Raw genomic sequence first — 26184 nt, forward strand, 5'->3', positions numbered from 1 at the left:
GGGTGAGGGTGAGCGCGCGCCGCCTGGCCCTGGTGCTCGGCGACCAGCTCAGTTTCGATCTGGCCAGCCTGCAGGGGCTCGACCCGGCGCAGGACGTCGTGCTGCTCGCCGAGGTGGCGGAGGAGGCCGGCCATGTGCCGCACCATCCGCAGAAGATCGCCCTGATCTTCAGCGCCATGCGCCACTTCGCCGCGGCGCTGCGTGAGCGCGGCCTGCGCGTGCAGTACGTGCGCCTGGACGATGCCGACAACAGCGGCTCGCTGCCCGGCGAACTGCTGCGCTGGGCCGATCATTTCGGCGCCCAGGAAATCCACCTTACCGAATGCGGCGACTGGCGCCTGGAGCAGGCCCTGCGCCACTGCGGCCTGCCGATTCACTGGCATGTCGACCAGCGTTTTCTCTGCAGCCGCGAGGCGTTCGCCGCCTGGGCCGGCGGGCGCAAGCAGCTGCGCATGGAGTACTTCTACCGCGAGATGCGCCGCCGCAGCGGCCTGCTGATGAACGGCGACGGCACGCCGGTGGGCGGCGCCTGGAACTTCGACGCCGACAACCGCAAGGCCCTGCCGCGCGGCGTGCGCCCGCCGCAGCCGCTGCGCAGCGCGCCCGACGCGATCACCGGCGAGGTGCTGGCGCTGGTGGCCGCGCGCTTTTCCCACCATTACGGCAGCCTGGCGGCCTTCGACTACCCGGTGACCCACGCCGAGGCCGAGCGGCTCTGGGCGCATTTCCTCGCCCACGGCCTGGCAGATTTCGGCGACTACCAGGACGCCATGGCCAGCGGCGAGCCCTACCTGTTTCACGCGCGCATCAGCGCCGCGCTGAACATCGGCCTGCTCGACCTGCGCCGCCTGTGCGCCGACGTCGAGGCCGCCTATTGGGCCGGGCGGGTGCCGCTGAATGCGGCGGAGGGCTTTATCCGCCAACTGATCGGCTGGCGCGAGTACGTGCGCGGCATCTATTGGCTGCAGATGCCCGAGTACGCCGAGGGCAACGCCTTCGGCAACACGCGCGCGCTGCCGGCGTTCTACTGGACCGGCAACACCCGCATGAACTGCCTGCGCCAGGCCATCGGCCAGACCCTGGAGCACGCCTACGCCCACCATATCCAGCGGCTGATGGTCACCGGCAACTTCGCCCTGCTCGCCGGCATCGCGCCCAAGCAGATCTGCGATTGGTACCTGGCGGTGTACATGGATGCCTTCGACTGGGTCGAGCTGCCCAATACCCTGGGCATGGTGATGCACGCCGACGGCGGCTACCTGGGTTCCAAGCCCTATTGCGCCAGCGGCCAGTACATCAAACGCATGTCCGACTACTGCAGCGGCTGCGCCTACAAGGTGAGCGAAAGCAGCGGCGAGTCGGCCTGTCCGTTCAACGCGCTGTACTGGCACTTCCTTATGCGCCACCGCGAGCGGCTCGAGCGCAACCCGCGCCTGGGCATGGTCTATCGCAACCTGGCGCGCATGGACGAGGCCAGGCAGCAGGCGCTGTGGGACTGGGGCGAACGCCTGCTGGCCCGCCTGGATGCCGGGGAGATGCTGTGAACAAGCGCCAGCTGCCGGTGAAAAGCTGCGCGGTCTGCGGCCTGCCGTTCACCTGGCGCAAGAAATGGGCGCGCTGTTGGGACGAAGTGCGTTACTGCTCCGAGCGCTGCCGACGCCGCCGTTCCGCCAGCATGGGCGCGTGACGACGGGCCGCGCTTCTGTGCTAGTCTGGCCGGCCTTTTTGCAGCCCCAAGCGGAGCCTTTCATGTCCGAATTCACCTTCAGCCCCGATCTGTCCTCCGACGAGGGCCGCGTCAGCTACGGCATCGGCCGCCAGCTCGGTGGTCAACTGCGCGACAACCCGCCGCCCGGCGTCGACCTGACGGCCATCCTCGCCGGCCTGACCGACGCGTTCGGCGGCCAGGCCAGCCGCGTCTCCGAGGCCGAGCTGGGCGCCAGCTTCAAGGTTATCCGCGAAATCATGCAGGCCGAAGCCGCCGCCAAGGCCGAAGCCGCTGCCGGCGAAGGCCGCGCCTACCTGGCCGAGAATGCCAAGCGCGAAGGCGTGACCGTGTTGCCGTCGGGCCTGCAGTACGAAGTACTGGTGGCGGGCGAGGGCGCCAAGCCGTCGGCCGACGACCAGGTGCGTACTCATTACCACGGCACCCTGATCGACGGCACCGTGTTCGACAGCTCCTATGAGCGCGGCCAGCCGGCGGAATTCCCGGTCGGCGGGGTGATCCCGGGCTGGGTCGAGGCGCTGCAACTGATGGGCACTGGCAGCAAGTGGCGCCTGCACGTGCCGAGCGAGTTGGCCTACGGCGCCCAGGGCGTCGGCAGCATCCCGCCGCACAGCGTGCTGGTGTTCAATGTCGAGCTGCTCGATATCCTGTAAGCCTTGGACACAGGCTGTCGCTGCGGTGCGCATGGCGCACCCTACCTGACAGCGAGAAAGGCCAACGAAACGGGGCGCCCTGGAAACAGGGCGCCCCGTTTGCGTTTCAGCGATGGCGCCGCGAGCACCGAATGGCGGTTTCGACTTAGGGCCGCAAGGCCCGCGCGTAGCAGAACAGGAACAGGCTGCGCACCAGCTCCTTGAGCACTATGGGTTCGCTGGAGTTGAGTTCGTGCAGGTCGAGGTCGCCCTGGTCGCGCAATTCGTCCAGGGCTTCTTCTTCGAGCATGGCGCAGACCTCGCCGGTTTCGCGATTGAGGATGCGCAGATAGGGATGCGGGCGGTCCAGCCAGGCATCGATCAGGTAGGTCATGGCAGGTCTCCTTGGCCGTCTTTACGTAACTGAGAATAATTCCTATTACATAAATAGCAAGGACTTATTACGCCTTTCTGTCGTACGCCGCCTGTAGGGTGTCGCGGCCCCGCGACACCCTACGGGCAGGCACTGCTCAATGGGCGGGCACGGTCTGCGCCTGCGGCTCGGCATCCGGCTTGGCCAGCAGGCTGTAGACGCAGGGCAGGACGAACAGGGTGAACAGCGTGCCGACGCTCATGCCGGTGGCGATCACCAGGCCGATGTCGAAGCGGCTCACCGCGCCGGCGCCGCTGGCGAGGATCAGCGGCACCATGCCGAACACCATCGCCGCGGTGGTCATCAGCACCGGGCGCAGGCGGATCGCCGCCGCTTCCTCGATGGCCTCGCGCAGCGGCAGGCCCTTGTCGTGGCGCAGCTGGTTGGCGAACTCGACGATGAGGATGCCGTGCTTGCTGATCAGGCCGATCAGCGTCACCAGGCCGACCTGGGTGTAGATGTTCATGGTCGAGAAACCGAGGAAGATCGGCACCAGCGCGCCACAGATCGACAGCGGCACGGTGACCAGGATCACCAGCGGGTCGCGGAAGCTCTCGAACTGCGCGGCCAGCACCAGGAAGATGATCGCCAGGGCCAGGGCGAAGGTGACGAACAGCGCGCTGCCTTCCTGGATGTACTGCCGCGAGGCGCCGGCATGGTCGAAGCTGTAGCCGCGCGGCGCTTCCTCGCGGGCGATGGCGGTGATGGTGTTGATCGCCTCGCCCTGGCTGACGATCGGCACGCCCTCGATGATCGCCGAGTTGAGCTGCTGGAACTGCTTGAGCTTGGTCGGCCGGGCGCGGTCGCTGAGGCTGATCAGGGTGCCCAGCGGCACCATGACGCCGCTTTCGCTGCGCACGTGGTAGCTGTCCAGCCAGCCCGGATTGTCGCGGTAGGCGCGCTCGACCTGGGCGATCACCTTGTAGCTGCGGCCGTCGATGGTGAAGCGGTTGATCTCGCCCTCGCCGAGCAGGCTGGCCAGGGTGACGCCCAGGTCCTCCATGGACACGCCCATCTGCGCGGCCTTGGCGCGGTCGATGTCGACCACGATTTCCGGCTTGTCGAAGGCCAGGTCGATATTGAGGAAGGCGAACTTGCCCGACTCCAGCGCGCGCGCCTTGATGCGCTCGGTCACCTGCAGCAGCGACTCGTAGTCGTTCGGTGTGTTGATCACGAACTGGAACGGCAGGCCCTCGCCGGTGCCCGGCAGCGACGGCAGGTTGAAGCCGAAGATCTGCAGGCCGGGGATGTGGTTGAGCCGCGCCTGCACCTCCGGAAGGATCTCCATCTGGGTGCGCTCGCGCTCGTTCCACGGCGTCAGCAGGAAACCGCCGATGCCCGACTGCACGCCGTCGAAGCCGTTGATCTGGAACGAGGAGTAGTACTCGGGGAAGGTCTTGAAGATCTCCACGAACTGGTCGGTGTAGGCGTTGACGTAGTCGAGGTTGGTCGGCTGCGGTGCGTTGGCGAAGAGGAACACGATGCCCTGATCCTCCTCCGGCGCCAGTTCGCTCTCGGTAAAGCTGAGCAGCACCGGGATCAGCGCCATGACGATCAGGGCGAACACCACCACCACCGGGCGGGTGTTGAGGGTGCCGTGCAGCATCTTCTGGTAACGCTGCTTGAGCCGGTCGAAGATCAGATCCAGGCGATGGGCCAGGCCCGAGGGATTCTCGTCGTGACGCAGCAGCTTGGCGCACATCATCGGCGACAGGGTCAGGGCGACTATGCCGGAGATGATCACCGCGCCGGCCAGGGTCAGGGCGAACTCCTTGAACAGCGCGCCGGTCAGGCCTTCGAGGAAGCCGATGGGGGCGTACACCGCGGCCAGGGTGATGGTCATCGACACCACGGGCACGGCGATCTCGCGCGCGCCCTCGATGGCGGCGTCGAACGGCGTCTTGCCCTCCTCGATATGGCGGTGGATGTTCTCCACCACGACTATGGCGTCGTCCACCACCAGGCCGATGGCCAGCACCATGGCCAGGAGGGTCAGCAGGTTGATCGAGTAACCCATCAGCTGCATGAAGAACAGCACGCCGATCATCGACAGCGGGATGGTGATCACCGGGATCAGCACCGAGCGCAGCGCGCCGAGGAACAGGAACACCACGACTATGACGATCAGCACCGCCTCGATCAGGGTCTTGACCACCTCGTCGATGGACGCCTGGATAAACAGGGTGGCGTCGTAGGCGATGGCCACCTTGAGGTTCGGCGGCAGCTGCGCCTCCAGTTCGGGGAGGATGCCGCGCACCTCCTTGATCACCTCCAGCGGGTTGGCGCTCGGCGTGCCCTTGATGGCGATGTACACCGAGGGGATGCCGTCGAAGGAGCTGATCGAGTCGTAGTTCTCCGCGCCCATTTCCACCCGGGCGATATCGCGCACCAGCACGCGGGTATCGCCGAGGGTCTTCACCGGAATGGCGCCGAAGGCCTCGGCCGACTTCAGGTCGGTGCTGGCGTTGATGCTGGTGACCACGTACTGGCCCTTCACCTCGCCGGCGGCGGAGAGGAAGTTGTACTTGCGCACCGCCTCGTTGAGGTCGCCGGCGGTGACGCCGTAGGCGGCCATCTTCACCGGGTCCAGCCACAGGCGCATGGCGAACACCTGGTTGCCGAGGATCTGCGCCTCGGCCATGCCGGGCAGGGTGGCCAGCTTGGGCTGGATCACCCTGGAGAGGTAGTCGGTGATCTGCGGGTTGGACAGCTCGTCGCTGTAGAAGCTGACGTACATCAGCGCCGAGGCGTCGGCCGCCTCCTTGGACAGCACCGGGTCCTCGGCGTCCTGCGGCAGCTGGTTCTTCACCTCGTTGGCCTTGGCCAGCAGCTCGGTGAACAGGCGGTCGGTGTCGGCGCCGATGCGCGCGTAGATGGAGATGGTCGACAGGTTCTGCTGGCTCGACGAGGTCATGTAGTCGATGCCTTCGGCGCTGGCCAGGCTCTGCTGCAGCGGCTGGGTGATATAGCCCTGGATGGTCTCGGCGTTGGCCCCGGGGTAGGCGGTGGTCACCGTGATCAGGGCGTTCTCCATCTGCGGGTACTGACGGATGCTCAGCTTGCCGAAGGCCTGGAAGCCGAGCAGCACGATCAGCAGGCTGACCACTGTGGCCAGCACCGGACGGCGGATAAAAGGATCGGTAAAAGCCATAAGGATTTCCTTGGCTGTTGTCATCCGTAGGAGCCGGCATGCCGGCGAGATCTGGCTTGGGGCAGATCGCCAGCGGGCTGGCTCCTACGCGCGTTGACGGGTCAGTTCGCGTCTAGTTGCAGTGCCGGATCTTCGACCAGCTCGACATGGGCGCCATTGTCCAGCTTGAGCTGGCCGGAGGTGACCACCTGTTCGCCGGCTTGCAGCCCCTTGACTATTACCACGCGGCCGGCACGGCGCTCGCCGGTCTCGACGAAGCGCCGCTCGACCGTCAGCTGCGTCTCGCCCTCGGCATCCTTGACCGGTTGGCCGTCCTCGTCCTGCTTTTCCTGCACCACGTACACCGAGTTGCCATAGAGGGTGTAGGTGATGGCGGTTTCCGGCACCACGATCTTCGGCTCGTCGCCTGCCAGCAGCACCTCGAGGTTGGCGAACATGCCCGGCAGCAGCTTCTCGTCCGGGTTGCTCAGGGTGGCGCGCACTTGCAGGTTGCGGGTCTCGTTCTCCACCTTGGGGTTGAGCGCGGCGATCCGGCCCTCGAAGGTCTCGCCCGGGTAGGCGGCCACGCCGACCAGCACGCGCTGGCCGACCTGCAGCAGCGGCGCGCGCTGTTCGGGCAGGAAGAAGTCGACGTGCAGGCGCGACAGGTCCTGCAGGGTGGCGATGGCGGCGCCGGGCGAGAGGTAGTCGCCGGTGTCCACCTGGCGGATGCCGATGGTGCCGGCGAAGGGGGCGAGCACGCGCTTCTTGTCCAGTTGCGCCTTGAGCTGGGCGACCGTCGCCTCGGCCTTGAGCAGCTCGGCGTTGAGGCGGTCGAACTCGCTCTTGGAGATGCTCTGCCGGTTCACCAGGCTGCGGCCGCGTTCGAATTCGACCCGCGCCAGGCTGCGCACCGCCTCGGCGGTGGCCAGGTTGGCGCGTTCCACTTCGCTGTCGAGCTGGATCAGCGGCTGGCCGAGCGTGACCTTCTGCCCGGACTCGAACAGCACTGCGCTGACGATGCCTTCCACCTCGGCGGACAGGTCGACGCCCTGGAACGCCTTGAGCGTGCCGATGGCCGGCAGGCGACCCTGCCAGGGCTGCTGCTCGGCCTGTGCGGCGGAGACGCTGATGGCCGGCTGCGGCGCCGAGAACATCTGGATCTGCTGGTAGATGGAGAGGCCTTTGTAGGCGGCGAAGGCGAGTACCACGACGAGTACCACGCCGAGCATGATGAGCATGCGGCGGAGCAACATATTCCGTTTCCTTGGCGAGCAGGGTAGGGCCTGGGAATAGGCAAGAGAGGCACCTTAGTGCCAGAGCCGGGCGCTGTCAAAACCCCGTGGGGCGGGTGATTGCAGGGTGCTGGCACTTCCCTGTGCCAGCTGCTGAGTGATCTATGAACCGAGGCGGCGGGTCACCTCGCCCAGCTGCCCGGACAGGTTGCGCAGGTTGTGGCTGGCGGCCTGGGTGCGCTCGACGTTTTCCTGGTTGGCGCTGGCGATGGCGGTCAGCTCGGTGAGGTTGCGCGAGATGTCCTCGGCCACCGAGGTCTGCTCCTCGGCGGCGGTGGCGATCTGCCGGTTCATGTCGCGGATCGCCTCCACCGCGCCGGTGATGCGCTGCAGCATGGCGCCGGCCTCGGTGACCTGGGTGACGCCCTGCTCGCTGCGCTGCTGGCCGCTCTCGATGGCGCGCACGGCATTCAGCGCACCGGTCTGCACGGTATCGATGATCTGGTTGATCTCGGCGGTGGATTCGGCGGTGCGCTGGGCCAGGGTGCGCACCTCGTCGGCCACCACGGCGAAGCCGCGGCCCTGTTCGCCGGCGCGCGCCGCTTCGATGGCGGCGTTGAGCGCCAGCAGGTTGGTCTGCTCGGCGATGCCGCGGATCACCTCCAGCACCTTGCCGATGCGCCCGCTGTCGGCCTCCAGGCGGCGGATCACCTCGGCGGTGTTGGCGATCTCGCCGCGCATGTCGGTGATGGTGGCGATGGTCGACTGCATGACCTTGCCGCCCTGGCGCGCCGAGTCGTCGGCATCGTCCGCCGCGTGCGCCGCCTCGGCGGCATGTCGCGCCACCTCCTGGGCGGTGGCGGACATCTGGTGCATGGCGGTGGCGACCTGGTCGGTGCGCTGGAACTGCTCGTTGACCCCCTCGGTCATGCGCGAGGCGATGGCGTTCAGCTCGCCGCTGGCGTTGTCGAGGTTGCCGCTGCTCCGGTGCAAGCTCTCGGTGGTGCTGGCGAGAAAGTCGCGCAGGGTGTTGGCGGCTATCGCCAGCATGCCCAGTTCGTCGGCGCGCGAGGTCTCCACGCGCTGGCCGAACTGGCCGTGGCTGAGCTGATCGACGTGGGTGATCAGGTGGCGGATGGGGATGATCAGGTGGCGATTGACCAGCCACAGGCTGAACACCCCGATCACCAGGGCGGCGGCCAGCATCAGCAGGGTACCGCTGAGGATGGTGCGCTCGGCGCTGGCGTTGATCTGCTCGGCCTGGCTCAGGCTGTGCTGGCGCAGCTGGTCGACCAGCGCGCTCATCTGCTCGCTGGCGGCGCGGTCGATACCCTTGACCGCGGCATCGCCGACCTGGGCGTCGGCGCCGGCGGCGACGAAGGCGTCGCGGCCCTTGCGGTAGTTGGCGCCGAGGCTCTGGTGTTCGCTGCGCAGGCGTTCGACCTGGGCCTTCAGCGCCGGATCGGCGGCGGCGACCTGGATCAGCTGGCCGAGGCGCTCCTGCACCTTGCGCTCCTGCGCCTCGAACTGGCTCCAGTAGCGCTCGAGGTTGGCGCTGTCCTGGCCGCGTAGCAGCACGTTCTTCCATTCCTGCACCTGGGTCTTGAACTCGACGTTGGCCGCGTCGATCAGCCGCGAGGCCTCCAGCGGGCCGTCGAGCAGGCCGCGGTAGGACTGGATGCCGCCGGAGAGGAAACTGAAGCAGGCCAGCGCGGTGACCAGGATCAGCGCCAGGCTGCCGCCGAGCAGAGCGAGAATCTGCGCACGCAGGGATTTTTGCAGCATGGGGGTCATGCCTCGGAGTTCGAACGTTGGGAAGCCAGCTGAAAAGCAGCGCGTGGCGGTGGTGTCGATTTCCCTATCGCTCAGCCGCTCCGTCGCCGGGAGCAGGTGCTGAAGTATAGGTTGGCCACGCCGCGGCGGGCTTTTGCAGGTTATGACCAGTTGATGACGTTTGGATGACACTTGCGCGTCTGTTTGCCGTTGCTCTCGCGGAGGCGGGGGAGGCGTTTCGCCTTGCGAGGCTCGCGGCGCCCCCAACCGCTGGCGCGGATGGCCCGGATGCAATCCGGGATGCGGCAGGCTCGCGTCCCGGGTCGCCCCCAGAGCGTTAGGCCAGGCGCAGGTGGTTGTCCCACAGCCCGGCCGGCAACTCCAGCGCCTTGGCGACTATGCGCTCGCCGCGGCAGTCGTACAGGCGGCAGCGGCCCTGGCCGGAGCTGACCACGAAGCCCTCGGCCAGCGCGCCGACCCCGGCGCAGTCGGCCAGCGGCACGTCCAGGCGCACCGCGGCGCTGTCCAGGTCCCAGATGAAGAAGCGGTTGCCGCGCGGGGCGGTCAGCGCCAGCAGGCGCAGCTCGCTGTGGATCGCCACGCTGGCGGTGTACTGGTTCATCGCCAGGCGCTGCGCCTCGCCCAGGGGGAAGGGCTGGAAGGCCTGGCCGGGACGCTTGATCGCCAGCAGCGGGGCCGCATCCTGGATGTCGCCCATGTATTGCTGGCCGCTGACCACCGTGCCGTCGCTGGCCACGGCCAGGTGGCGCACGCTGTTCTGCTGCTCGGCCAGGCGTTCGCGGCTGACCAGGCTGCCGTCGCGGCGCATCAGCACCAGGCTGGCGTCCATGGCGTCGAGGTTCATCTCCACCCGGCTCTCGGCTTCGGTGCGGATGCCGCCGTTGGCCACCACCAGGGTTTCGCCGTCGGGCATCCACAGCAGCTGGTGCGGGCCGACGCCGTGGCTGGCATGCTCGCCGGCGCGCACCAGGCGCTCGCCCTGCAGGCGGTAGACGCCGAGCACGCCGCGACCGGGCTCGTTGGTGTCGTTCTCGGTGGCGTACAGCCAGTCGCCGCCCTTGTGGAACACCGCGTGGCCGTTGAAGTGGCGGCCGGCCGGCGTGACCAGGCTCTGCAGCAGGCGGCCTTCGCGGGTGTCGATCAGGTAGCTGGCGGTGCTCGGCCGGCGGCCGACGAACAGCGCCAGCGGTAGGCTGGGGTGCGGCACCACGTCGTGGCAGCGCTCGGCTACCTGCGTGGCGAAGGCGCGCGAGCCGTCCAGTCGGAAACCCACGGCGTAGTGGCGGCCGTCGCCGTCGTCGCGGGCGGACAGCAGCAGCGGCTGGCCCTTTGGGCCGAGCAGGGTCCAGCCGGCGAAGGCGCCGGTCGCGGCGCCGACGCCGAGCAGCGCGCCCAGGCCGAGCAAGGTTCTGCGCTGCATCGTCAGTCCCCGTCGTGGGCGTTGAAGCCGATCTGCACGCCGAGGGCCTTGGCCAGCTCGCCTTCCTGCAGGCGGTGCAGGCGATTGAGGCTGTCGTACAACTCGTCGAGGTTGGCGCGCCCGGCGTCTTCGCCGAGCAGCTCGCCCAGCGGCCGCTCCAGCGCGGCCAGGCGTTGGCGGGTGTCCTGGTAGGCGGCGTCGATGCGCTCCACCAGTTCGGCCTGATCGCTGCCGAGCAGCGCCTGCAGGCCGTCCTGGTTGCTGCCGTGCCACAGCAGTTCGGCGCTGGCCAGGGCGGCACCGAGGTTGGCCAGGCTCGCGGCGCTGCGCCAGGCTTCGGCCTGGTAGGGCTGGGGAATGCCCTTGCTCTGCCGGCCCATGGGCGCGCCGAGCTTCTTCTTCAGGCCGTCGAGGGCGCCGACCTGCACGCGCAGCAGTTCGGCGATGGCCTCGTCGGCGTCGGCGTAGCGCTCGTTGGGAAAGCGCTTCATTTGCGCGGCCATGCCCTGTTCGCCCCGCCACTCGCCGAGAATCTCGCCAGCCAGCGCCTGCTGATGCTCGCCGATGGCCGTCAGCAGCGGGCAGTAGCGCGCCTTCTGCTCGGCCTGGGCCAGATCCAGGCTGGGGTCGAACAGCAGGTATTCGTAGGCGCTCAGGCCCTGCACCACCACGCTGGCGCTTTCCACATCGGCCTGGCTCAGCTGCGGCTTGTTCTTGACCAGGGCTTCGACCTGGCGCTGCACCAGGTTCTTCTTGTCCGGCCAGAACTGGATCTGCCAGGCGCGATTGCCTTCGGCCAGCGGCCCGAGCAGCAGCGGCTGCAGCCCGGCCCAGGCGCTCTGCGCGCCGAGGAAGGCCTGGCGCGCGGCCGGCAGGTCGGCGTCGCCGGCGCAGAAGGCGGCGGCGCTGGCGGCGAGTTGGCGGTCGGCTTCCTGCCAGCTGCTGTAGGCCGGCAGCAGCACGCCGTCGGCCAGCGCCGCGCTGACCTTGGCATTGGGCTCCTGCTGGCCGCAGCCGACCAGGGCCAGGCCGAGCAGAGAAGCGATCAGGCTCTTGTGCAGCATGTCGGGCTCCTTATAGGGAATTGAGAAAGGCCAGCAGCGCGGCGCGCTGCTCGGCGTCGAAGCTAAGGACCTGCTGCTTGGCCGCCTCGGCCTCGCCGCCGTGCCAGAGGATGGCTTCCAGCAGGTTGCGCGCGCGGCCGTCGTGGAGGAACTGGCTGTGACCATTGACCGTCTGCGTCAGACCGATGCCCCACAGCGGCGCGGTGCGCCACTCGCGGCCAGTGGCGAGAAACTCCTCGCGGCCGTCGGCCAACCCCTCGCCCATATCGTGCAGCAGCAGGTCGGTATAGGGACGGATCAACTGGCTCGCCAGTTCCGGCTCGGCGGCATCAGGCGCAGTGGTGAAGCTGGGAGTGTGGCACTGTTGGCAGCCGGCTTGATGGAACAGATTCTTGCCCTTGAGTACTTCGGGCGAGTCGACGTCACGACGCGCCGGCACGCCGAGGTTGCGGCTGTAGAACAGCACGCTGGCCAGAATATTGTCGCTGACCTCCGGTTCGCCGCCATGGGGCGCGGCCAGGCAATCGGTTTGCGCTGGACTGCCGTTGTCGTGGGGGATCAGCGAGCTGGTCAGGCCCATGTCATTGGCGAAGGCGTCGGCGTTCTGCTGGTTGAGATTGGGCTGACCGGCCTTCCAGCCGAAGCGGCCGAGTACGCTGCGTTGCTGGACGCGATCCCAGACCCGGTTGGGTCGCCCGGAGATGCCGTCGCCGTCGGCGTCGCCCGGGTCGGCGTTGGCCAGGATATCCGCCTCGGCAATGGCTTCGAGCAGGCCCAGGCCGATCATCGGCGGCGCCACGCGCACCGAGAAACGGGTGTCCGGGTGCATGTCGCCGTAGCCGAGCTGGCTGATCTGCAGCTCGGGCTGGCGCAGCTCCACCAGCGTGCCGTCGACGAAGCGCACCGGCAGGCTGCGGTAGCTCAGACGCACCTTGCCTTCCGCCGCCACGCCGGGGTTGGCCATATCCTGCAGCTGGCTGCCATAGGTCGGCTCGGGAATCACCCCCAGGCGTTCGATCAGCTCGGCCTGGGCCGCATCGTGGGGCAGCGACAGACGCACCAGCAGCGAGGCGGCGCTGGCGGCATCGGGCGCCGGCGGGTGGCCGCGGCCGTCCTTGATATGGCAGTTCTGGCAGGCGTTGGTGTTGAAGAGCGGGCCGAGGCCGTCGCGTGCGGTGGTGGTGGCCGGGGCGACGACCCAGGGGTTGCGAAAGAAGCTGTTGCCCACGGCGAAGTCCAGACGCCGGCTCGGTGCCAGGTTGGCCGCGGGCATGGAGAAGGCGTTGTGATCGTACTGGCGCACGCTGGCGGCGCCGGCCGAGAGCGCTTCGCCGGGCTCGGCGGCGGTGAAGCGCGGTTGCTGATCGCAGGCGGCCAGGGCGAGGGCCAGCAGGGGCAGCAAACGGCGCGGGAACGACAGCATCGAAGAGTCCGGAGCGTGAAACAGGAGGGGGCTAAGCTTAGCAGGCTAACGGAGCTTAAATAAGATGGATTAGCGTTTCATTGGCGGGGCAAAAGGTCGCGCAAAGCTGTCTTGTGGCCTGGATGCAATCCGGGAGTCGGGTGCCAGACTGCTTCTACAGGGCGTGCAATCGCCCATAAAAAACCGGCGCTCCCTTGCGAAAGCGCCGGTCCGTGCGGTTACCGGTTCGATCAGAACTGGTGATCGGCGGTATCCGGGTTGAGGTCGCCGATGCCCAGCTTGGCCGCGGCCTGTTCGATGGCGCCGGTCTGCTTGACCAGGGCGGCGATGGCGTCGCGCACCAGTTGCTGGCCCTCGGTGTTATCGGCGGCGATCAGCTGGTCGAAGTGCACTTTGTTCTTCTCGGCGCTGTCGACCAGGGCCTGCAGCTTGGCCTCGCTGGCTTCCAGGTCGGCCTTGAGGGTGGCGTCGGCCTGGGCGTCGATCTTGGCCACCAGTTCGGCCAGGCTCGGGCCGCTCAGGGTGCTGCCGTCGACCTTGCGGTACTCGCCCAGGTAGACGTTGCGGATGCCCTTGCCATTGTAGAAGTGCGAGTTGTGGGTGTTGTCGCTGAAGCAGTCGTGTTCGTCTTCGGTGGAGCCCGCTTCCAGGGCGACCTTCATGCGCTCGCCGGCCAGCTCGCCGAGGGACAGGCTGCCCATGCCGAACAGCATCTTGCGCAGGCCGTTCTCGGCCGAGTCGGCCAGCAGCTCGCTGCGGTAGTTGCCTTCGACGCCGTCTTTCCACTGCTCGACCATGCTGTCCAGGTCGCTGACCAGCAGCTCGGTGGCGGCCTTCAGGTAGGCGCGACGGCGTTCGCCATTGCCGCCGGTGGCGCCTTCGCCGACCAGGTAGTCGGTATAGGGGCGCTCGCCGGCGCCGGGGTTGGTGCCGTTGAGGTCCTGGCCCCAGAGCAGGAATTCGATGGCGTGGTAGCCGGTGGCGACGTTGGCCTCGGAGCCGCCCAGCTCGTTCAGGCTGGCCAGCAGCTCGGCGTTGATCTCGCTCGCGTCGATCTTGTCTTCGCCGATCTGGAGCTCGCTGTTGGCGACGATATTGGCCTGCGCGCCGGGGTTGCCCAGGGCGTGCTGGTAGTCGGCGGCGACGTAGTCGATCAGGCCTTCGTCCAGCGGCCAGGCATTGAGCTGACCTTCCCAGTCGTCGACCACGGCGTTGCCGAAGCGGAACACTTCGGTCTGCATGTAGGGTACGCGCGCGGCCAGCCAGGCCTGCCTGGCGGCGTTCAGCGTGGCTTCGCTGGGGTTGGCCAGCAGGGCGTCGATGGCGCTCTGCAGGGCCTTGCCGGTGCTGGCGGCGTCGCTGAACACGGCCAGGGCCAGATCCGCGTAGTGCTTGACCACGGCCTTGGCCGCCGCCTGGTCGACCTTGGCTGCGGCGACCGGAGCGGCGCTCTCGCTGCTGGCAGCCGGGGCCGTCGCTTGGCTGGCGGGCGCTTGGTCTTCGCCGCAACCGGCGAGGGAAATGGCGATGGCCAGCAGGCTGGCGGAGGCCAGGGGCATACGAATCATGGCGGGGTCCTTTGCATGTGCGGAATGTGGATGGTACGCAGGGGTACCTGTAAAACCGCAACATAATGCAAATGTTTCGCATTATGTGTAAAGGCCATTATGCGTCGCTGTGCGGGATATCGCTGCCGTCGGGCGCCGCTGCCGCTAGAATGCCGGCACCGATTCGCAGTTCTGCATGGAGAAAACTGCATGAGCCTGACCGCCGTGATCCTGATCGTCGTCCTCGTCCTGCTCGGCGCCTACGCGGTGTCGCTGTACAACGGCCTGGTGCGCCTCAAGCATGGGGTGAGCAAGGCCTGGTCGAACATCGACGTGCTGCTCAAGCAGCGCCACGACGAGCTGCCCAAGCTGGTGGAGACCTGCAAGCAGTACATGCAGTACGAGGGCGCCACCCTGGAGCGGGTGATCGCCGCGCGCAGCGCCGTGGCCAGCGCCCGCGAGCAGCACGACGTCGGCGCCCTGGGCAAGGCGGAAAGCGGCCTGCGCGCCGGCCTCGGCCAGCTCTTCGCGCTGGCCGAGAACTACCCGGAGCTCAAGGCCAACGACAGCTTCCAGCACCTGCAGCAGCGCATCAGCGGCCTGGAGAACGGCATCGCCGACCGCCGCGAGCTGTACAACGAGGCGGTCAACCTCAACAACGTGCGCATCGAGCAGTTCCCCGACGTGATCCTGGCCCGCCTGTTCGCCTTCCAGGCCGCCGAGCTGCTGGTGTTCAGCGAAGCCGAGAAGGCCGACGTCGACCTCAAATCGCTGTTCAGCTGAGGCGATGGAAGGCGATATCGGCGGCCTGCTGGTCGCCCTGGGATTCAGCCTGGGCGCCTGCCTGGGCGGTGGCTGGTGGTGTCTGCGGCGCTGGTCGCAGGCGCGCCATCTGTTGGACACGCCGACCTCGAAGATCCGCTCGGCGGCGCAGGGCTATGTCGAACTCTACGGCGTGCTGGAGGAGCTGCCCGAGGCGGCGGTGCGTGGCCCGCTGACCGGTAAACCCTGCCTGTGGTGGCGCTTTCGCATCGAGGAGTACAAATCCAGTGGCAAGAAGCGCAGCTGGCGGGTGATCGAGAGTGGCAGCAGCGATGCCTGGCTGCGCCTGGTCGACGGTACCGGCGAATGCCTGATCGACCCGCGCGGCGCCGAGGTGCGCCCGCTGGTGCGCGAGGTCTGGCAGGGCAACCTGCGTCACCCGCTGGGGCCGGCCAAGACCGGGCTGCTGGGCTTTCTCAGCAGCGGCAAGCGTTACCGCTACTGCGAGGAGCGTTTTCACGTCGGCCAGCCGCTCTATGCCATCGGCGATTTCCGCACCACCGGCGGCGGCCAGCAGGGCCTCGACCTGCACGGCGCGCAGGGCCAGGTGATCCGCGAGTGGAAGGGCGACTATGCCGGGCTGCTGCAGCGTTTCGATAGCGATGGCAACGGCGAGCTGGACGAGCGCGAGTGGGGCCGCGTGCGCCTGGCCGCGCAGCTGGAGGCGGAGCACAGGCACCGGCGCAGCAGCGCCGAGCCGGCGCGGCACAAGATGGCCAAGCCGGGCGAGGCGCGTCCCTTCATCCTTGCCAATGCCGGCGAAGACGAGTTGGCCCGCGGCTTCTACTGGCAGGCCGCGGCGGGCGCGGCGCTGTGCCTGGTCGGCGCTTTAGCCACCGCCTGGCTGCTGGGCGTGCGGCATTTCTGAGGCCTAGGGCAGCGAGCCTGCCATCGAGGTAGGCTTGCCCCTTTAGAGAGTGGCGGGGTTACCGGCGGCGGCGCTGAGGCGGCGGGCCTGCTTGAGGAACAGGGTCAGTTCGCGCGCCGGCAGCGGCTTGCTGTACAGGTAGCCCTGCCCCTCGTGACAGCCCTGGGCGATGATGTAGGCCTCCTGCTCGGCGGTCTCCACGCCCTCGGCGATCACCTGCATGCCCAGGCTCTTGCCGAGCTGGATGATGGCGCGAACGATGGTGGCGTCGTCCTCGTCTTCCAGCAGGTCCTGGACGAAGCTCTTGTCGATCTTGATCTTGTCCAGCGGCAGGCTCTTCAGATAGCTCAGCGAGGAGTAGCCGGTACCGAAGTCATCGATGGCGATCAAGGCGCCGGAGCGGCGCAGGCTGAGCAGGTGCTGGGCAGCGGTGCTGATGTCTTCCATCAGGCCGGTCTCGGTGACTTCCAACTCCAGGCTCTTGGCCGGCAGGCGGTAGACCTGCATCAGGTTGTTGACCACCCGCGGCAGCTCGGCGTGGTGCAGTTGCACGGTGGACAGGTTGATGGCCATGCGCAGGTCGCTGAAACCCTGGTCGTGCCACTCGCGCAGCTGGCGACAGGTCTGGTCGAGCACCCATTCGCCGATGGGGATGATGGTGCCGTTCTGTTCGGCCAGCGGGATGAACAGGTCCGGCGCGACGAAGCCGTGTTGCGGGTGCTGCCAACGCAGCAACGCCTCGACGCCGACCACGCGGTGGTCGCGGTAGTCCACCTGCGGCTGGTAGACCAGGTGCAGCTGGTTCTGCGCCAGCGCCTCGCGCAGGTCCTTTTCCAGTTCGCGGCGGCGGCGCATCTCGCTGTCGACGCTGGCAATATAGAACTGGTAGCGGTTGCGCGAGCGGCTCTTGGCCAGGGTCATGGTCTGCTCGGCCTTCTGCAGCAGCTTCTCGGTGCTGTCGCCGTCCTCGGGGAACAGGGTGATGCCGATGGTGGCGCGCAGGTGCACTTCCTGCTGGTCGAGGAGGAACGGCTGCTCCAGGTCGTCGAGCACGCTCTGCGCCAGCTCGGCGGCCTCGTAGGGTTGTTCGATATCGGCCTGGACCAGGGCGAACTGGTCGCCGCCGAGGCGGGCCAGCGCGCCGAGGCGGCCGCTGTGGCTGCGCAGGCGATCGGACAGGGCCAGCAGCAGCTGGTCGCCGCTCTGGTAGCTGAACTGCTCGTTGATGCCCTTGAAGTCGTCCAGGCCGACGCACAGCACGGCGACGCGGCGTTGCAGACGGCCGGCGTCCTCGAGGATCTGGTCGAGCTGCTGCTGCAGCTGCTGGCGATTGGGCAGGCCGGTGAGGAAGTCGTACTGGGCCATGCGCAGCAGGCTGTTCTCCGCCTCGCGGCGCAGGTGGGTGTTGCGCTCGATGGAGGCCAGCAGCTGGTTGGCGGTGTTGATCCACAGGCCCAGCTCGTTCTTCTCGTTGCCCCTGAGCATGGGCAGCTTGTGTTCGCTGGGGCGGTCGGGGTTGATGTGGGTCAGGTGCTCGATGATCTTCGACAGCGGCTTGGTCAGCAGCCAGTGGTAGACCAGGTACAGCACCAGGCCCATGGCCAGGGCGCGCAGCACGCCGGAGATGAAGATGATCACCGAGTTGGTGACGAAGCTTTCGCCGTAGGGCGCGGTATCCAGGGTGATGTTGAGGTCGCCGTAGTATTCGCTGTAGGGCCCGCGGCCGACCAGCTTGGTGGAGAAGTGCCGCTCCTGGCCGAGGATCGGGTCGGTCATCCAGCGCGTCGGCAGCTGGGTCAGCTCGCGGGATTTCTCCGCCAGCATGGGTTCGTTGGGGTGGCCGATGCTGGCGTAGCGCACCGATTCGTGCTGGAACAGGCCCTCGATGACCTGCATGCCCATCTCGCGATCCAGGCTGTACACCGCCTGGGTCGAGGGGTCGCGGAACATGCCGAGGATGCGCTGGGCGTCGTTGGCCACTGCCTGGCGGGTCTTGTAAGCGTCGAAGACGATCTGCGCGCAGCTTAAAACCACCCCGACTGCCAGCGCCGAGAGCAGCACCACGCGGAGCAACTTGAGTGACAGGCTGTTCTTCAGTTCCAGCTTCAAAGGCGATTCCTTGTTCTGTGCGCCCAGCGTCAGTCGGATCAGAGTATTGGCAATCTCGCCCTGGCCGTCAAAGGGCCATCATGCGGGCCAGCAGTTTTTTCTCGACGGCGCGCAGCCTGCCGGTACAGCGGGCGTCTAGCACTGTGTCGGTGCGCCGGCTGCGGACTTGAGCGCCGTTCGCCGCGCCGAAAACGAAAAACCCGGCCGAGGCCGGGTTTTCGCGTTACGGGGCTTGAATTCAGGCCGCGTAATTCTGGGCGACGAACTCCCAGTTGACCAGGTTCCAGAACGCCTCGACGTACTTCGGACGCAGGTTGCGGTAGTCGATGTAGTAGGCGTGTTCCCAGACGTCGCAGGTCAGCAGCGGGGTGTCGCCGCTGGTCAGCGGGCAGCCGGCGCCGATGGTGCTGGCCAGGGCCAGGGAACCGTCGGCCTTCTTCACCAGCCAGCCCCAGCCGGAACCGAAGGTGCCGATGGAAACCTTGCTGAACTCTTCCTTGAACTTGTCGAAGGAACCGAAGGCGGCGTTGATGGCGTCGGCCAGGGCGCCGGTCGGCTGACCGCCGCCGTTGGGCGACAGGCAGTTCCAGTAGAAGGTGTGGTTCCAGATTTGCGCGGCGTTGTTGAAGATGCCGCCCGAGGAGGTCTTGACGATCTCTTCCAGGGTCTTGCCTTCGAACTCGGTGCCCGGCACCAGGTTGTTCAGGTTCACCACGTAGGTGTTGTGGTGCTTGCCGTGGTGGTATTCCAGGGTCTCGGCGGAAATGTGCGGCTCGAGGGCGTTCTTTTCGTAAGGCAGCGGCGGCAATTCGAAAGCCATGGTCTATCTCCTACTCAGGTCGTGTGCGGTATGCGCATGGGCCGATCACGGGCGGCCGGAACAGCAGGCGCGGGTGGCCTGCAAGCGGCGGGAATTTCCACTCCTTGCGCCGCAGACCGGGGATCATAGCACCGCCCCCCGGGCATAACCACGCAGCAACTGTGTGGAAAAGCCGGTGCCAGGGCCCTGTACCGCGCTTCTGTCAGCGCTTGGCCTGGGGCGAGCGTAGCGGTACCCGGGGCTCGGCTGGTGGACAAGGCTTCGCCATGTCCCCCCTACAGCGCGCCGGCTTTCTTCCAGGCCAGGTAGTTGCTGACCAGCTCGGGGCCCAGCTCGCCGGGGCGGGCGTCGAGCACCGGCACGTCGTGGGCGGCCAGGCGTTCGTGCAGGTCGGCGCGGGCGTTGAGGTAATCCAGGGTGCCGCAGTAGGCCAGGGCCTGCTCGAACTGCTGCACCGGCTCCTGGCGCAGGCGATCGAGCACTTCCTCGCGCAGGCTGGCGATCAGCACGCGGTGCTGGCGCGACAGGCGCTTGACCGCGGCGAGCAGCTCCTGGTCGTCCTCGTCGCGCAGGTTGGTCACCAGCACCACCAGGGCGCGGCGGCGCTGGCGGGCGAGCAGGGCGTCGGCGGCAGCGGCGAAATCGGCCGGCTGCTGGCTGGCGTGCAGGTCGTAGACGGCATTGAGTAGCACGTTGAGCTGGGCCGGGCCCTTGACCGGCGCCAGGTAGCGCGGCTGGCCGCCGGCGAAGGTGGCCAGGCCCACCGCGTCGCCCTGGCGCAGCGCCACGTAGCTGAGCAGCAGGCAGGCGTTGAGGGCGTGGTCGAAGTGCGACAGCTCGTCGTCCTGGCTGCGCATGCGCCGTCCGCAGTCGAGCAGGAAGACGATCTGCTGGTCGCGCTCGTCCTGGTACTCGCGGGCGATGGGGGTGCGCTTGCGCGCGGTGGCCTTCCAGTCGATCTGGCGCAGGCTGTCGCCGTCGCGGAATTCGCGCAGCTGGTGGAACTCCAGGCCGAGGCCGCGACGCGGGCGCTGGCGCACGCCGAGCTGACTGAGCCAGTCGTCCACCGCCTTCAGCTGAGCGCCGTAGAGGCGGGCGAAGTCGGGGTAGACGCGGCTCTCGCCGGGCAACGCCAGCAGGCGCCTGGCCTGCCACAGGCGCAGTGGGCTGGGCAGCGTCAGCTCGCAGTGCTGGAAGTGGAAATGCCCGCGTACCAGCGGCTTGAGGCGGTAGGCGAAGCGCGTCTGCTGGCCGGGGCGCAGGGCAATGCGCTGCGGCAGGTGTTCGAAGGCCATGCCCGCCGGCACATGGTCGAACGCCTCGACCTCCAGGCCCTGGGCGTAATCGTGGTGGGCGGTCAGTTGCACTTCGCTCCAGCGCCCCAGCGGCAGGTTGCCCGGCAGCGCGCGTTCGAGGCGCGGCGAGGGCAGGCGACGCAGCCACAGCGCATCGACCGCGGCGACCAGCAGCAGAGCCAGCAGCAGGCCCCAGGCCAGCGGCATCAGGCTGTCGGCCAGGCGCACGCCGAGCAGGGGCAGGGCGCCGAGCAGTACGGCGACGGCGAACAGGCCGCCGAGCAGCCCGAGGAGCAGGCGCGAGGGTTTCATAGGCGCGGCGCCGGCACCTGGTCGAGCAGCTGTTGCAGCACCTGGTCCACCGACAGGCCCTCGATGTCCAGCTCCGGTGCCAGGCGCACGCGGTGGCGCAGCACGGCCAGGGCGCAGCCCTTGATGTCGTCGGGCAGGACGAAATCGCCACCGCGCAGCAGGGCGCGGGCGCGGGCGCCGCGCACCAGGGCGATCGAGGCGCGCGGCCCGGCGCCCATGGCCAGCCCCGGCCAGCTGCGGGTGGCGCGGGCCAGGCGCACGGCGTAGTCGAGCACCTGGTCGTCCAGCGCCAGGTCGCTGGCGATCTTCTGCAGCGCCAGCACGTCCTTGGCCTGCAGCAGGGTGCGCAGCGGGCTGACCTCGAGCATGTCGGCCTTGGCCGAGCGGGTCACCTGGCGCACCATGCTCAGCTCTTCGTCCGGCGCCGGGTAGTCCATGCGCAGCTTGAGCATGAAACGGTCCAGCTCGGCTTCCGGCAGCGGGTAGGTGCCTTCCTGCTCGATGGGGTTCTGCGTCGCCAGCACCATAAAGGGCAGCGGCACGGCCAGCGCGCGGCCTTCCAGGGTCACCTGGCGTTCCTGCATCACTTCCAGCAGCGCGGCCTGGGTCTTGGCCGGGGCGCGGTTGATCTCGTCGGCCAGCAGCAGGTTGGTGAACACCGGGCCCTTGCGCAGCTTGAACTGCTCGCTGGCGAGGTCGTACACGGCGTGACCGGTGACGTCGCTGGGCATCAGGTCGGGGGTGAACTGGATGCGCGCGAACTCGCCGCCGAAGCAGCGCGCCAGGGCGCGCACCAGCAGGGTCTTGCCGAGGCCGGGAACGCCTTCGACCAGCACGTGGCCGCCGGCGATCAGCGCGGTGAGCACGTCGTCGATCACCGCGCCCTGGCCGATCACCGCCTTGCGCAGCTCGGCGCGCAGGGCCTGGGCCAGGGCGCTGGCGCGCTGGCGCTGCTGCGCCTGCGGGTTGCTCGGGGTGGCGGCCGGGGCTTCGCTGGCCGACAGGTTTTCGGTATCTGGCGTCTGTTCGCTCGTCATAGGGCATTCCTGAGGCTTTGCAGGTGGGCGACCTGGCGGGTGAAGTCGCTGGCGGAGAGGCGTTGCGGCGGCAGCGGGCGCATGGCCTGGCTGATGTCCCTGGCCGGTAGGCGGGTCAGGCGACCGAGCACCTGCCACTGTTCGGCCACGCCGAGTTTGTCGAAGCCGGGATGACGGCGCCGCGCACGGCGCTTGATGTCCTGTTGCAGACCCTGCAGCAGGGCCTGCTGGCCGCTGCGGCGGAGGAGGAAGTCGGCGCTGGCACGCAGGTGCTCCTCCAGCTGGCGGCGGGCGCGGCTGGCGGGGGCGAGCAGCGGGCCGTGGCGCATGCCGAGGTGCCACAGCGCGGCACCGAGCAGCAGCGCCAGCAGCACCAGCGCCAGCGGGAAGTGGCGCAGCAGCAGGCGGGCCAGGTCGTCGCGCTCGGCGCGGTAGAGCAGGGTCACCGCGCTGTCTTGGCCGAGGTACCAGAGCAGCCAGGCATGGTCGTACTGGTCGATGTTGCGGTTCTGCCAGATCCAAGGATCGCTGAGCACGGTGATCAGGCCGTCGCCGTGATACAGCTGCAGCAGGTGGGTGGCGGCATCGCTGTTGGCCCAGGCGTGGGCGCGATTCTGCGCGTCATAGAGGTGGAAGGCGGTGTCGAAGGCGATATAGGCCGGCGCCTGCTCGTTTTCCAGGTAGAGCTTGGTCAGCTGCGGATAGGGCTCGCCGTCGCCAGTCTCCTCGTCGTCCGCGGCCGCTTCCTCCTCGTCCAGCTCCTCGCTCATGTACTGCTGGATGCCGAGCAGGTCGAGCAGCAGGTCGCCGCTCTTGCCTTCCTCCTCGTCCCACAGGCGTTCGGCGACGAACAGCAGATGGCCACCGCCCGCCGTCCACTGCAGCAGGCGCTCGACTTGGCGCGGGGTCATGTTGCCGCGATCGGCCAGCAGCATCAGGGTCTGGCCCTGGCTGGGCAGGCCGGCAAGCACTTCCAGGCCGTCGGCGCGGCGCGCGGCGATGCCCTGCCGGCGCAGGAAGTGTTCGGCGGCGAGATAGGGGCTGCTGGCGACCTCGGGGGCCGGGCCGTGCTCGACTTCGTCTTCGTAGGCTTCGAGCTTGCCCAGCAGGTAGCTGGCGAGCAGGCCCAGGCCCAGCAGCAGGGCCATGCTCAGGATGAAGCCGGCGCGCCGCGTCATGCCGGGCGCTCCTGGCCGAACAGCTCGCGCCAGCCCTGGCACAGGCCCTGGCGCAGCGCCTCGGGCGGCAGGCGGTGACCGTAGGCCAGGGCCTGCCAGTGGCCGGTGAGCTGGCGGCTGTAGGCGGACAGCTCCTGCTGCTGCAGGGTCTCGACCAGTTGCAGCACCTCGCCCTCGGTGTGCGCCTGTTTCAGCGGCAGCCGGTGTTCGTGCAGCAGGCGGCTGAGCAGGGCACGATAGAGCAGGCCGAGGGCGGCGCGCGGCTGCTCGGCCCAGAGCCGTTCGGCCGCGCTGGCGACGTCCTCGGGTAGGCTCTCCGGCGCCAGCTCCAGGCCGAACAGCTGATCCGGTGGCTGCAGCCGGCGCCGACTCGGCAGGCCGAGGCGCTCGCCGAAGGTCTGCAGCCACTCGCGGTAGCGCCACAGGACGAATACCAGCAGGGCGACCAGGGCGGCCCACAGCAGCGCCTCGAAGACCTGCGCGACTATATCCAGGCTCTTCCACCATTCGCCGAGCTCGAGCAGGTTCTTGAGCATCTCCAGCAGGGCTTCCAGGTCCTCGGGATCGGCCTCCTGCGCCGGTTTTTCCTCGCCGAAGCGCCAGCGGGTGACGGTTTCGCGGTGCTCGAACGGCGGCTCGTCGAGCAGCGCCTCGATGCCGGCGCGCGCCGCCTGGCTGGTCAGCGGCTGCTGCAGCAGGCGCGGCGCATCCGGGCCCTGCGGGTCGAACGGCGCGCTGGCCGTCGGCGCCGAGTCGGCCCAGGCGACGCCGGGCAGCTGGCTCAGCAGCAGGGCGCCGCCGAGCAGCAGGGCGTAGGCGCTGCCGGTCAGGCGCTGGCGCAGGCGCCGGAAGCTCAGCTCGATGTCCCAGGCCTCCAGGGCGGTGCGCCGGTTGAGGTAGAGGCTGAAGCCGCAGGCGACATAGACTGGCTCCCAGACGATCAGCAGCAGCACGTAGAGCAGGTTGGACAGGTGCTCCAGCCACAGCCACTGGCCGCTGCTGGCGGCGATCAGGGTTTCCCAGCTCCAGTTCAGTTCGATCTGCTGCGGCAGCATCAGGTAGAACAGCGCGGCCAGGCCCATCCACAGGGCGATTTCCAGGTGCATGCCGACCAGGGTCAGCCAGGTGGCGGCGGCGCCGTCGCGCTGGCCGAGGACGATCAGGCGCTGGCTGCGCGCCTGGCCGGCCAGGCCTTCGAGCTGCAGCACTGGCAGGTCGAAGCTGCGCGTCGGGCTCAGCCGGCGCCAGGTCAGGCTGGCCAGCAACTGCGGCCCGAGCAGCCGTGGCAGGGCGCGCAGGGCCTGCTTCAGCGTCGGCACGTTGCCGAACAGCGCCTGCGACAGGATGTACAACGGCAGCCGCTCGTACGCCGGCTTGAGCCACCAGAACAGGAAGATCGCCCAGCCCGGGTACTGCCAGAGCAGCGCGCAGAGCAGGGCGAACAGCGGCAGGGTGAGCAGCGCCCAGCTGGCCATCAGCAGGCCGGCGTGGCGGCGGGCGAGCAGCACGCCGAGGTCGATGGCTTCCCAGGCGGTGCGCGGGCGGATGGCGACGCTGGCTTCAGTCAGGCGCATGCTGCCTCCGCCCGGCCAGCAGCAGGTAGCCCAGCACCAGCGCCCACAGCCCGGCGCCAACCGTGTACTTGATGGTCGGGCTGGCGAAGGTGGTGGACGACCAGAAGGCCTCGATAAAGGCCGCCAGCAGGAGGAACAGGATCACCCCGGCGACCAGCTGCACCGCGGTGCCCGCGGCCAGGCGCAGCGCCTCGCCGCGCGGCAGGCGGCCGGGGGCGAGCAGCGCCCAGCCGAGCTTGAAGCCGGCGGCGCCGGCCAGGGCGATGGCGGTCAGCTCGAAGGCACCGTGGCCGACGACGAAGGACCAGAAGGTCTCGCTGTAGCCGATGCGGGTCAGGTGGCCGGCCACCGCGCCGATCATCAGGCCGTTGAACAACAGGAAGAACAGGCTGCCCAGGCCCAGCAGCAGGCCGCTGGCGAAGGTCTGAAAGGCGATGCCGATGTTGTTCATGATGTAGAAGCCGAACATCACCCAGTCGTCGCCGGCGTCGCGCTCGCCGAAGCGGCCGAGGCGCCGCGCGTCGGGGTCGTACATTTTCTCCATCTCGCCGACCTGCTCGGGGCTGACCAGGCTGTAGATCAGCTCCGGGTAGAGGTAGGTCAGGCCGCCCATCAACGCCAGGCTGCCGAAGAACAGCAGGCTGGCGACGCACACGCTGCGCCATTCGGCGCGTACCAGGCGGGGGAAGCCGCCGAACAGGAAGCGCACCAGCTGGGCGCCGAGGTGGCTGCGGTGGCGGTAGAACTGCTGGTGGCCGCGCATCGCCAACTGCTGCAGCTGCTCGATCAGGTGGCTGCTGTAGCCGCGCGCCTCGGCCAGGGCCAGGTGCTGGCACAGCCGGCGATAGTCGGCGGCGAAGCGGCTGCCGGCCTGCGCCTCGGCCTTGCCTCGCTCGAGGGCGTCGAGCTGCGCGGCGAAGGCGTCCCAGTCGGCCTGGTGGCGGCTTTCGAACAGGCTCTGCTTCATGGCGCGCTCCCCAGCAGGCCGCGGGCGATGCCGTTCAGGCGCGCCTCGGCGTGCTCCGCCGGCACCTGCAGCGGTTCGGCGAGCAGGGCGGCCAGCTCGGCGCGGCGCGCGGCCGACAGCTGGGCGCCGCGTTCGGCGAAGCCGAGCAGCGCGCGTTGCTCGGCCAGGCTGAGCGGGAAGGGCGTCGGCAGCGGCTCGGCCTCCGGCAGCTGCGGGCGCGCCGGCGCGGCGTCGCGGTAGACCACCAGGGTGCCGGCGGCGATATCGCCGAGGCGCTTGAACGCCGGATGGTTGAGGCAGCTGAGAATGCCCAGGCTGTAGCCGAACGGCAGGATGTCGACGAAGCGCAGCAGGTTGCGCGTCAGCGAGGCGGCCCAGCCGATGGGCGTGCCGTCGTCGTGCACCACGCGCAGGCCGAGCAGCTGCTTGCCGGGCGAACGGCCCTGGTTGAGCACCTCGAACAGCACCATGTACCACCAGGTGACGAGAAACAGCAGGATGGTGCCCAGGCCCATGCCGAACTGACCGAGCAGGCCGAGGACGATGAACATCACCGCCAGGATCAGCCCGCGGATCGCCAGGTCGATGGCGAACGCCAGGGCCCGCGGCACCAGACCGGCGGGGCGCAATTGCAGGTCGATGCCCTCCGGCGTCTCCACCTGGTAGCGGGTGTCCAGGGGCGGCTGGTGCTGCGGGAGGCTGGCGCTTGAGCGTGAGGGCATCGGCGGACTGCATCAGGGAAAGCCCGATGCTAGCGAGCAGCGGGACACGAACGCAACCGGGCCGATGGCTCGGCTC

The 26184-nt window shown here is 68.5% G+C and carries 21 protein-coding genes; 5 read left to right on the forward strand and 16 right to left on the reverse strand.

Annotated features, from left to right (window positions below):
* The first annotated feature begins 8 nt into the window (after positions 1-8).
* From ACIGFL_RS04240 to ACIGFL_RS04250, 3 genes are all read left to right on the forward strand, one after another.
* Positions 9-1544 carry a cryptochrome/photolyase family protein gene (locus tag ACIGFL_RS04240; RefSeq protein WP_397496245.1) on the forward strand — a complete coding sequence of 512 codons (1536 nt, stop codon included), beginning with the start codon at positions 9-11 and terminating at the stop codon, positions 1542-1544.
* Positions 1541-1687: a DUF2256 domain-containing protein gene (locus tag ACIGFL_RS04245; RefSeq protein ID WP_021442569.1), complete on the forward strand. Its 147-nt coding sequence runs from the start codon at positions 1541-1543 to the stop codon at positions 1685-1687. The genes ACIGFL_RS04240 and ACIGFL_RS04245 overlap by 4 nt, the downstream gene beginning before the upstream one ends.
* Positions 1688-1749: 62 nt before the next feature.
* Positions 1750-2379 (forward strand): FKBP-type peptidyl-prolyl cis-trans isomerase, encoded by a 630-nt coding sequence (locus ACIGFL_RS04250; protein WP_397496246.1) that lies wholly within the window; start codon positions 1750-1752, stop codon positions 2377-2379.
* Between the two features lie 145 nt (positions 2380-2524).
* On the opposite strand, the gene ACIGFL_RS04255 is transcribed toward ACIGFL_RS04250, so the two are convergent.
* The 8 genes from ACIGFL_RS04255 to ACIGFL_RS04290 all read right to left on the reverse strand — a co-directional run bounded on the left by ACIGFL_RS04255 (position 2525) and on the right by ACIGFL_RS04290 (position 14425).
* A complete protein-coding gene (locus ACIGFL_RS04255; RefSeq protein WP_122107622.1) occupies positions 2525-2752 on the reverse strand; it encodes a hypothetical protein in 228 nt (75 codons plus the stop codon).
* 136 nt (positions 2753-2888) lie between these two features.
* Positions 2889-5942 carry a multidrug efflux RND transporter permease subunit gene (locus tag ACIGFL_RS04260; protein WP_397496247.1) on the reverse strand — a complete coding sequence of 1018 codons (3054 nt, stop codon included), beginning with the start codon at positions 5940-5942 and terminating at the stop codon, positions 2889-2891.
* A 101-nt stretch (positions 5943-6043) separates the two neighbouring features.
* Complete coding sequence (locus tag ACIGFL_RS04265; RefSeq protein WP_397496248.1) at positions 6044-7177, reverse strand: efflux RND transporter periplasmic adaptor subunit; 1134 nt, start codon at positions 7175-7177, stop codon at positions 6044-6046.
* 141 nt (positions 7178-7318) lie between these two features.
* The gene (locus ACIGFL_RS04270; RefSeq protein ID WP_397496249.1) at positions 7319-8941 is read right to left on the reverse strand and encodes a methyl-accepting chemotaxis protein; all 1623 of its coding nucleotides are present in this window, start codon (positions 8939-8941) and stop codon (positions 7319-7321) included.
* 325 nt (positions 8942-9266) lie between these two features.
* On the reverse strand, positions 9267-10370 hold the full coding sequence (locus tag ACIGFL_RS04275; RefSeq protein ID WP_397496250.1) for a DUF1513 domain-containing protein: 1104 nt from the start codon (positions 10368-10370) through the stop codon (positions 9267-9269).
* 2 nt (positions 10371-10372) lie between these two features.
* A complete protein-coding gene (locus tag ACIGFL_RS04280; protein WP_397496251.1) occupies positions 10373-11434 on the reverse strand; it encodes an imelysin family protein in 1062 nt (353 codons plus the stop codon).
* Positions 11435-11444: 10 nt separating this feature from the next.
* On the reverse strand, positions 11445-12857 hold the full coding sequence (locus ACIGFL_RS04285; protein WP_397496252.1) for a di-heme oxidoredictase family protein: 1413 nt from the start codon (positions 12855-12857) through the stop codon (positions 11445-11447).
* Positions 12858-13087: 230 nt separating this feature from the next.
* Positions 13088-14425, reverse strand: a complete 1338-nt coding sequence (locus tag ACIGFL_RS04290; RefSeq protein WP_397496253.1) for an imelysin family protein — start codon at positions 14423-14425, stop codon at positions 13088-13090.
* A 189-nt stretch (positions 14426-14614) separates the two neighbouring features.
* Here ACIGFL_RS04290 and ACIGFL_RS04295 point away from each other — a divergent pair, with 189 nt between their 5' ends.
* Positions 14615-15187: a LemA family protein gene (locus ACIGFL_RS04295; RefSeq protein WP_397496254.1), complete on the forward strand. Its 573-nt coding sequence runs from the start codon at positions 14615-14617 to the stop codon at positions 15185-15187.
* A gap of 4 nt (positions 15188-15191) precedes the next feature.
* Positions 15192-16094, forward strand: coding sequence for a GIDE domain-containing protein (locus tag ACIGFL_RS04300; RefSeq protein ID WP_021443759.1), 903 nt, complete (start codon positions 15192-15194; stop codon positions 16092-16094).
* Between the two features lie 42 nt (positions 16095-16136).
* Here ACIGFL_RS04300 and ACIGFL_RS04305 read toward each other — a convergent pair whose 3' ends face one another.
* The 8 genes from ACIGFL_RS04305 to ACIGFL_RS04340 form a co-directional block, all read right to left on the reverse strand.
* On the reverse strand, positions 16137-18203 hold the full coding sequence (locus ACIGFL_RS04305; RefSeq protein ID WP_397496255.1) for a putative bifunctional diguanylate cyclase/phosphodiesterase: 2067 nt from the start codon (positions 18201-18203) through the stop codon (positions 16137-16139).
* A gap of 238 nt (positions 18204-18441) precedes the next feature.
* Complete coding sequence (gene sodB / locus ACIGFL_RS04310; RefSeq protein WP_397496256.1) at positions 18442-19023, reverse strand: superoxide dismutase [Fe]; 582 nt, start codon at positions 19021-19023, stop codon at positions 18442-18444.
* A 275-nt stretch (positions 19024-19298) separates the two neighbouring features.
* Positions 19299-20630, reverse strand: coding sequence for a DUF58 domain-containing protein (locus ACIGFL_RS04315; protein ID WP_397496257.1), 1332 nt, complete (start codon positions 20628-20630; stop codon positions 19299-19301).
* Positions 20627-21667, reverse strand: coding sequence for an AAA family ATPase (locus tag ACIGFL_RS04320; RefSeq protein WP_397496258.1), 1041 nt, complete (start codon positions 21665-21667; stop codon positions 20627-20629). The genes ACIGFL_RS04315 and ACIGFL_RS04320 overlap by 4 nt, the downstream gene beginning before the upstream one ends.
* A complete protein-coding gene (locus ACIGFL_RS04325; protein ID WP_397496259.1) occupies positions 21664-22845 on the reverse strand; it encodes a DUF4350 domain-containing protein in 1182 nt (393 codons plus the stop codon). Before ACIGFL_RS04325 ends, ACIGFL_RS04320 begins: the two co-directional genes overlap by 4 nt.
* The gene (locus ACIGFL_RS04330) at positions 22842-24419 is read right to left on the reverse strand and encodes a DUF4129 domain-containing protein (protein WP_397496260.1); all 1578 of its coding nucleotides are present in this window, start codon (positions 24417-24419) and stop codon (positions 22842-22844) included. The genes ACIGFL_RS04325 and ACIGFL_RS04330 overlap by 4 nt, the downstream gene beginning before the upstream one ends.
* On the reverse strand, positions 24406-25386 hold the full coding sequence (locus ACIGFL_RS04335) for a stage II sporulation protein M (RefSeq protein WP_397496261.1): 981 nt from the start codon (positions 25384-25386) through the stop codon (positions 24406-24408). The genes ACIGFL_RS04330 and ACIGFL_RS04335 overlap by 14 nt, the downstream gene beginning before the upstream one ends.
* Positions 25383-26108 carry an RDD family protein gene (locus ACIGFL_RS04340; protein WP_397496262.1) on the reverse strand — a complete coding sequence of 242 codons (726 nt, stop codon included), beginning with the start codon at positions 26106-26108 and terminating at the stop codon, positions 25383-25385. Before ACIGFL_RS04340 ends, ACIGFL_RS04335 begins: the two co-directional genes overlap by 4 nt.
* Between the last annotated feature and the right edge of the window lie 76 nt (positions 26109-26184).

Origin of the sequence: Pseudomonas sp. NPDC077649 (genome assembly GCF_044542855.1) — a bacterium.
Lineage (GTDB): Bacteria > Pseudomonadota > Gammaproteobacteria > Pseudomonadales > Pseudomonadaceae > Aquipseudomonas.

What these genes read in the sequence shown, in the direction of transcription:
- ACIGFL_RS04265 (WP_397496248.1), bottom strand. Translation starts at nt 7,177, where the DNA reads ATGTTGCTCCGCCGCATGCTCATCATGCTCGGCGTGGTACTCGTCGTG.
- ACIGFL_RS04330 (WP_397496260.1), bottom strand. Translation starts at nt 24,419, where the DNA reads ATGCGCCTGACTGAAGCCAGCGTCGCCATCCGCCCGCGCACCGCCTGG.
- ACIGFL_RS04255 (WP_122107622.1), bottom strand. Translation starts at nt 2,752, where the DNA reads ATGACCTACCTGATCGATGCCTGGCTGGACCGCCCGCATCCCTATCTG.
- ACIGFL_RS04340 (WP_397496262.1), bottom strand. Translation starts at nt 26,108, where the DNA reads ATGCCCTCACGCTCAAGCGCCAGCCTCCCGCAGCACCAGCCGCCCCTG.
- ACIGFL_RS04285 (WP_397496252.1), bottom strand. Translation starts at nt 12,857, where the DNA reads ATGCTGTCGTTCCCGCGCCGTTTGCTGCCCCTGCTGGCCCTCGCCCTG.
- ACIGFL_RS04325 (WP_397496259.1), bottom strand. Translation starts at nt 22,845, where the DNA reads ATGACGCGGCGCGCCGGCTTCATCCTGAGCATGGCCCTGCTGCTGGGC.
- ACIGFL_RS04295 (WP_397496254.1), top strand. Translation starts at nt 14,615, where the DNA reads ATGAGCCTGACCGCCGTGATCCTGATCGTCGTCCTCGTCCTGCTCGGC.
- ACIGFL_RS04250 (WP_397496246.1), top strand. Translation starts at nt 1,750, where the DNA reads ATGTCCGAATTCACCTTCAGCCCCGATCTGTCCTCCGACGAGGGCCGC.
- ACIGFL_RS04260 (WP_397496247.1), bottom strand. Translation starts at nt 5,942, where the DNA reads ATGGCTTTTACCGATCCTTTTATCCGCCGTCCGGTGCTGGCCACAGTG.
- ACIGFL_RS04300 (WP_021443759.1), top strand. Translation starts at nt 15,192, where the DNA reads ATGGAAGGCGATATCGGCGGCCTGCTGGTCGCCCTGGGATTCAGCCTG.
- ACIGFL_RS04280 (WP_397496251.1), bottom strand. Translation starts at nt 11,434, where the DNA reads ATGCTGCACAAGAGCCTGATCGCTTCTCTGCTCGGCCTGGCCCTGGTC.
- ACIGFL_RS04270 (WP_397496249.1), bottom strand. Translation starts at nt 8,941, where the DNA reads ATGCTGCAAAAATCCCTGCGTGCGCAGATTCTCGCTCTGCTCGGCGGC.
- ACIGFL_RS04315 (WP_397496257.1), bottom strand. Translation starts at nt 20,630, where the DNA reads ATGAAACCCTCGCGCCTGCTCCTCGGGCTGCTCGGCGGCCTGTTCGCC.
- ACIGFL_RS04275 (WP_397496250.1), bottom strand. Translation starts at nt 10,370, where the DNA reads ATGCAGCGCAGAACCTTGCTCGGCCTGGGCGCGCTGCTCGGCGTCGGC.
- ACIGFL_RS04290 (WP_397496253.1), bottom strand. Translation starts at nt 14,425, where the DNA reads ATGATTCGTATGCCCCTGGCCTCCGCCAGCCTGCTGGCCATCGCCATT.
- sodB (WP_397496256.1), bottom strand. Translation starts at nt 19,023, where the DNA reads ATGGCTTTCGAATTGCCGCCGCTGCCTTACGAAAAGAACGCCCTCGAG.
- ACIGFL_RS04335 (WP_397496261.1), bottom strand. Translation starts at nt 25,386, where the DNA reads ATGAAGCAGAGCCTGTTCGAAAGCCGCCACCAGGCCGACTGGGACGCC.
- ACIGFL_RS04320 (WP_397496258.1), bottom strand. Translation starts at nt 21,667, where the DNA reads ATGACGAGCGAACAGACGCCAGATACCGAAAACCTGTCGGCCAGCGAA.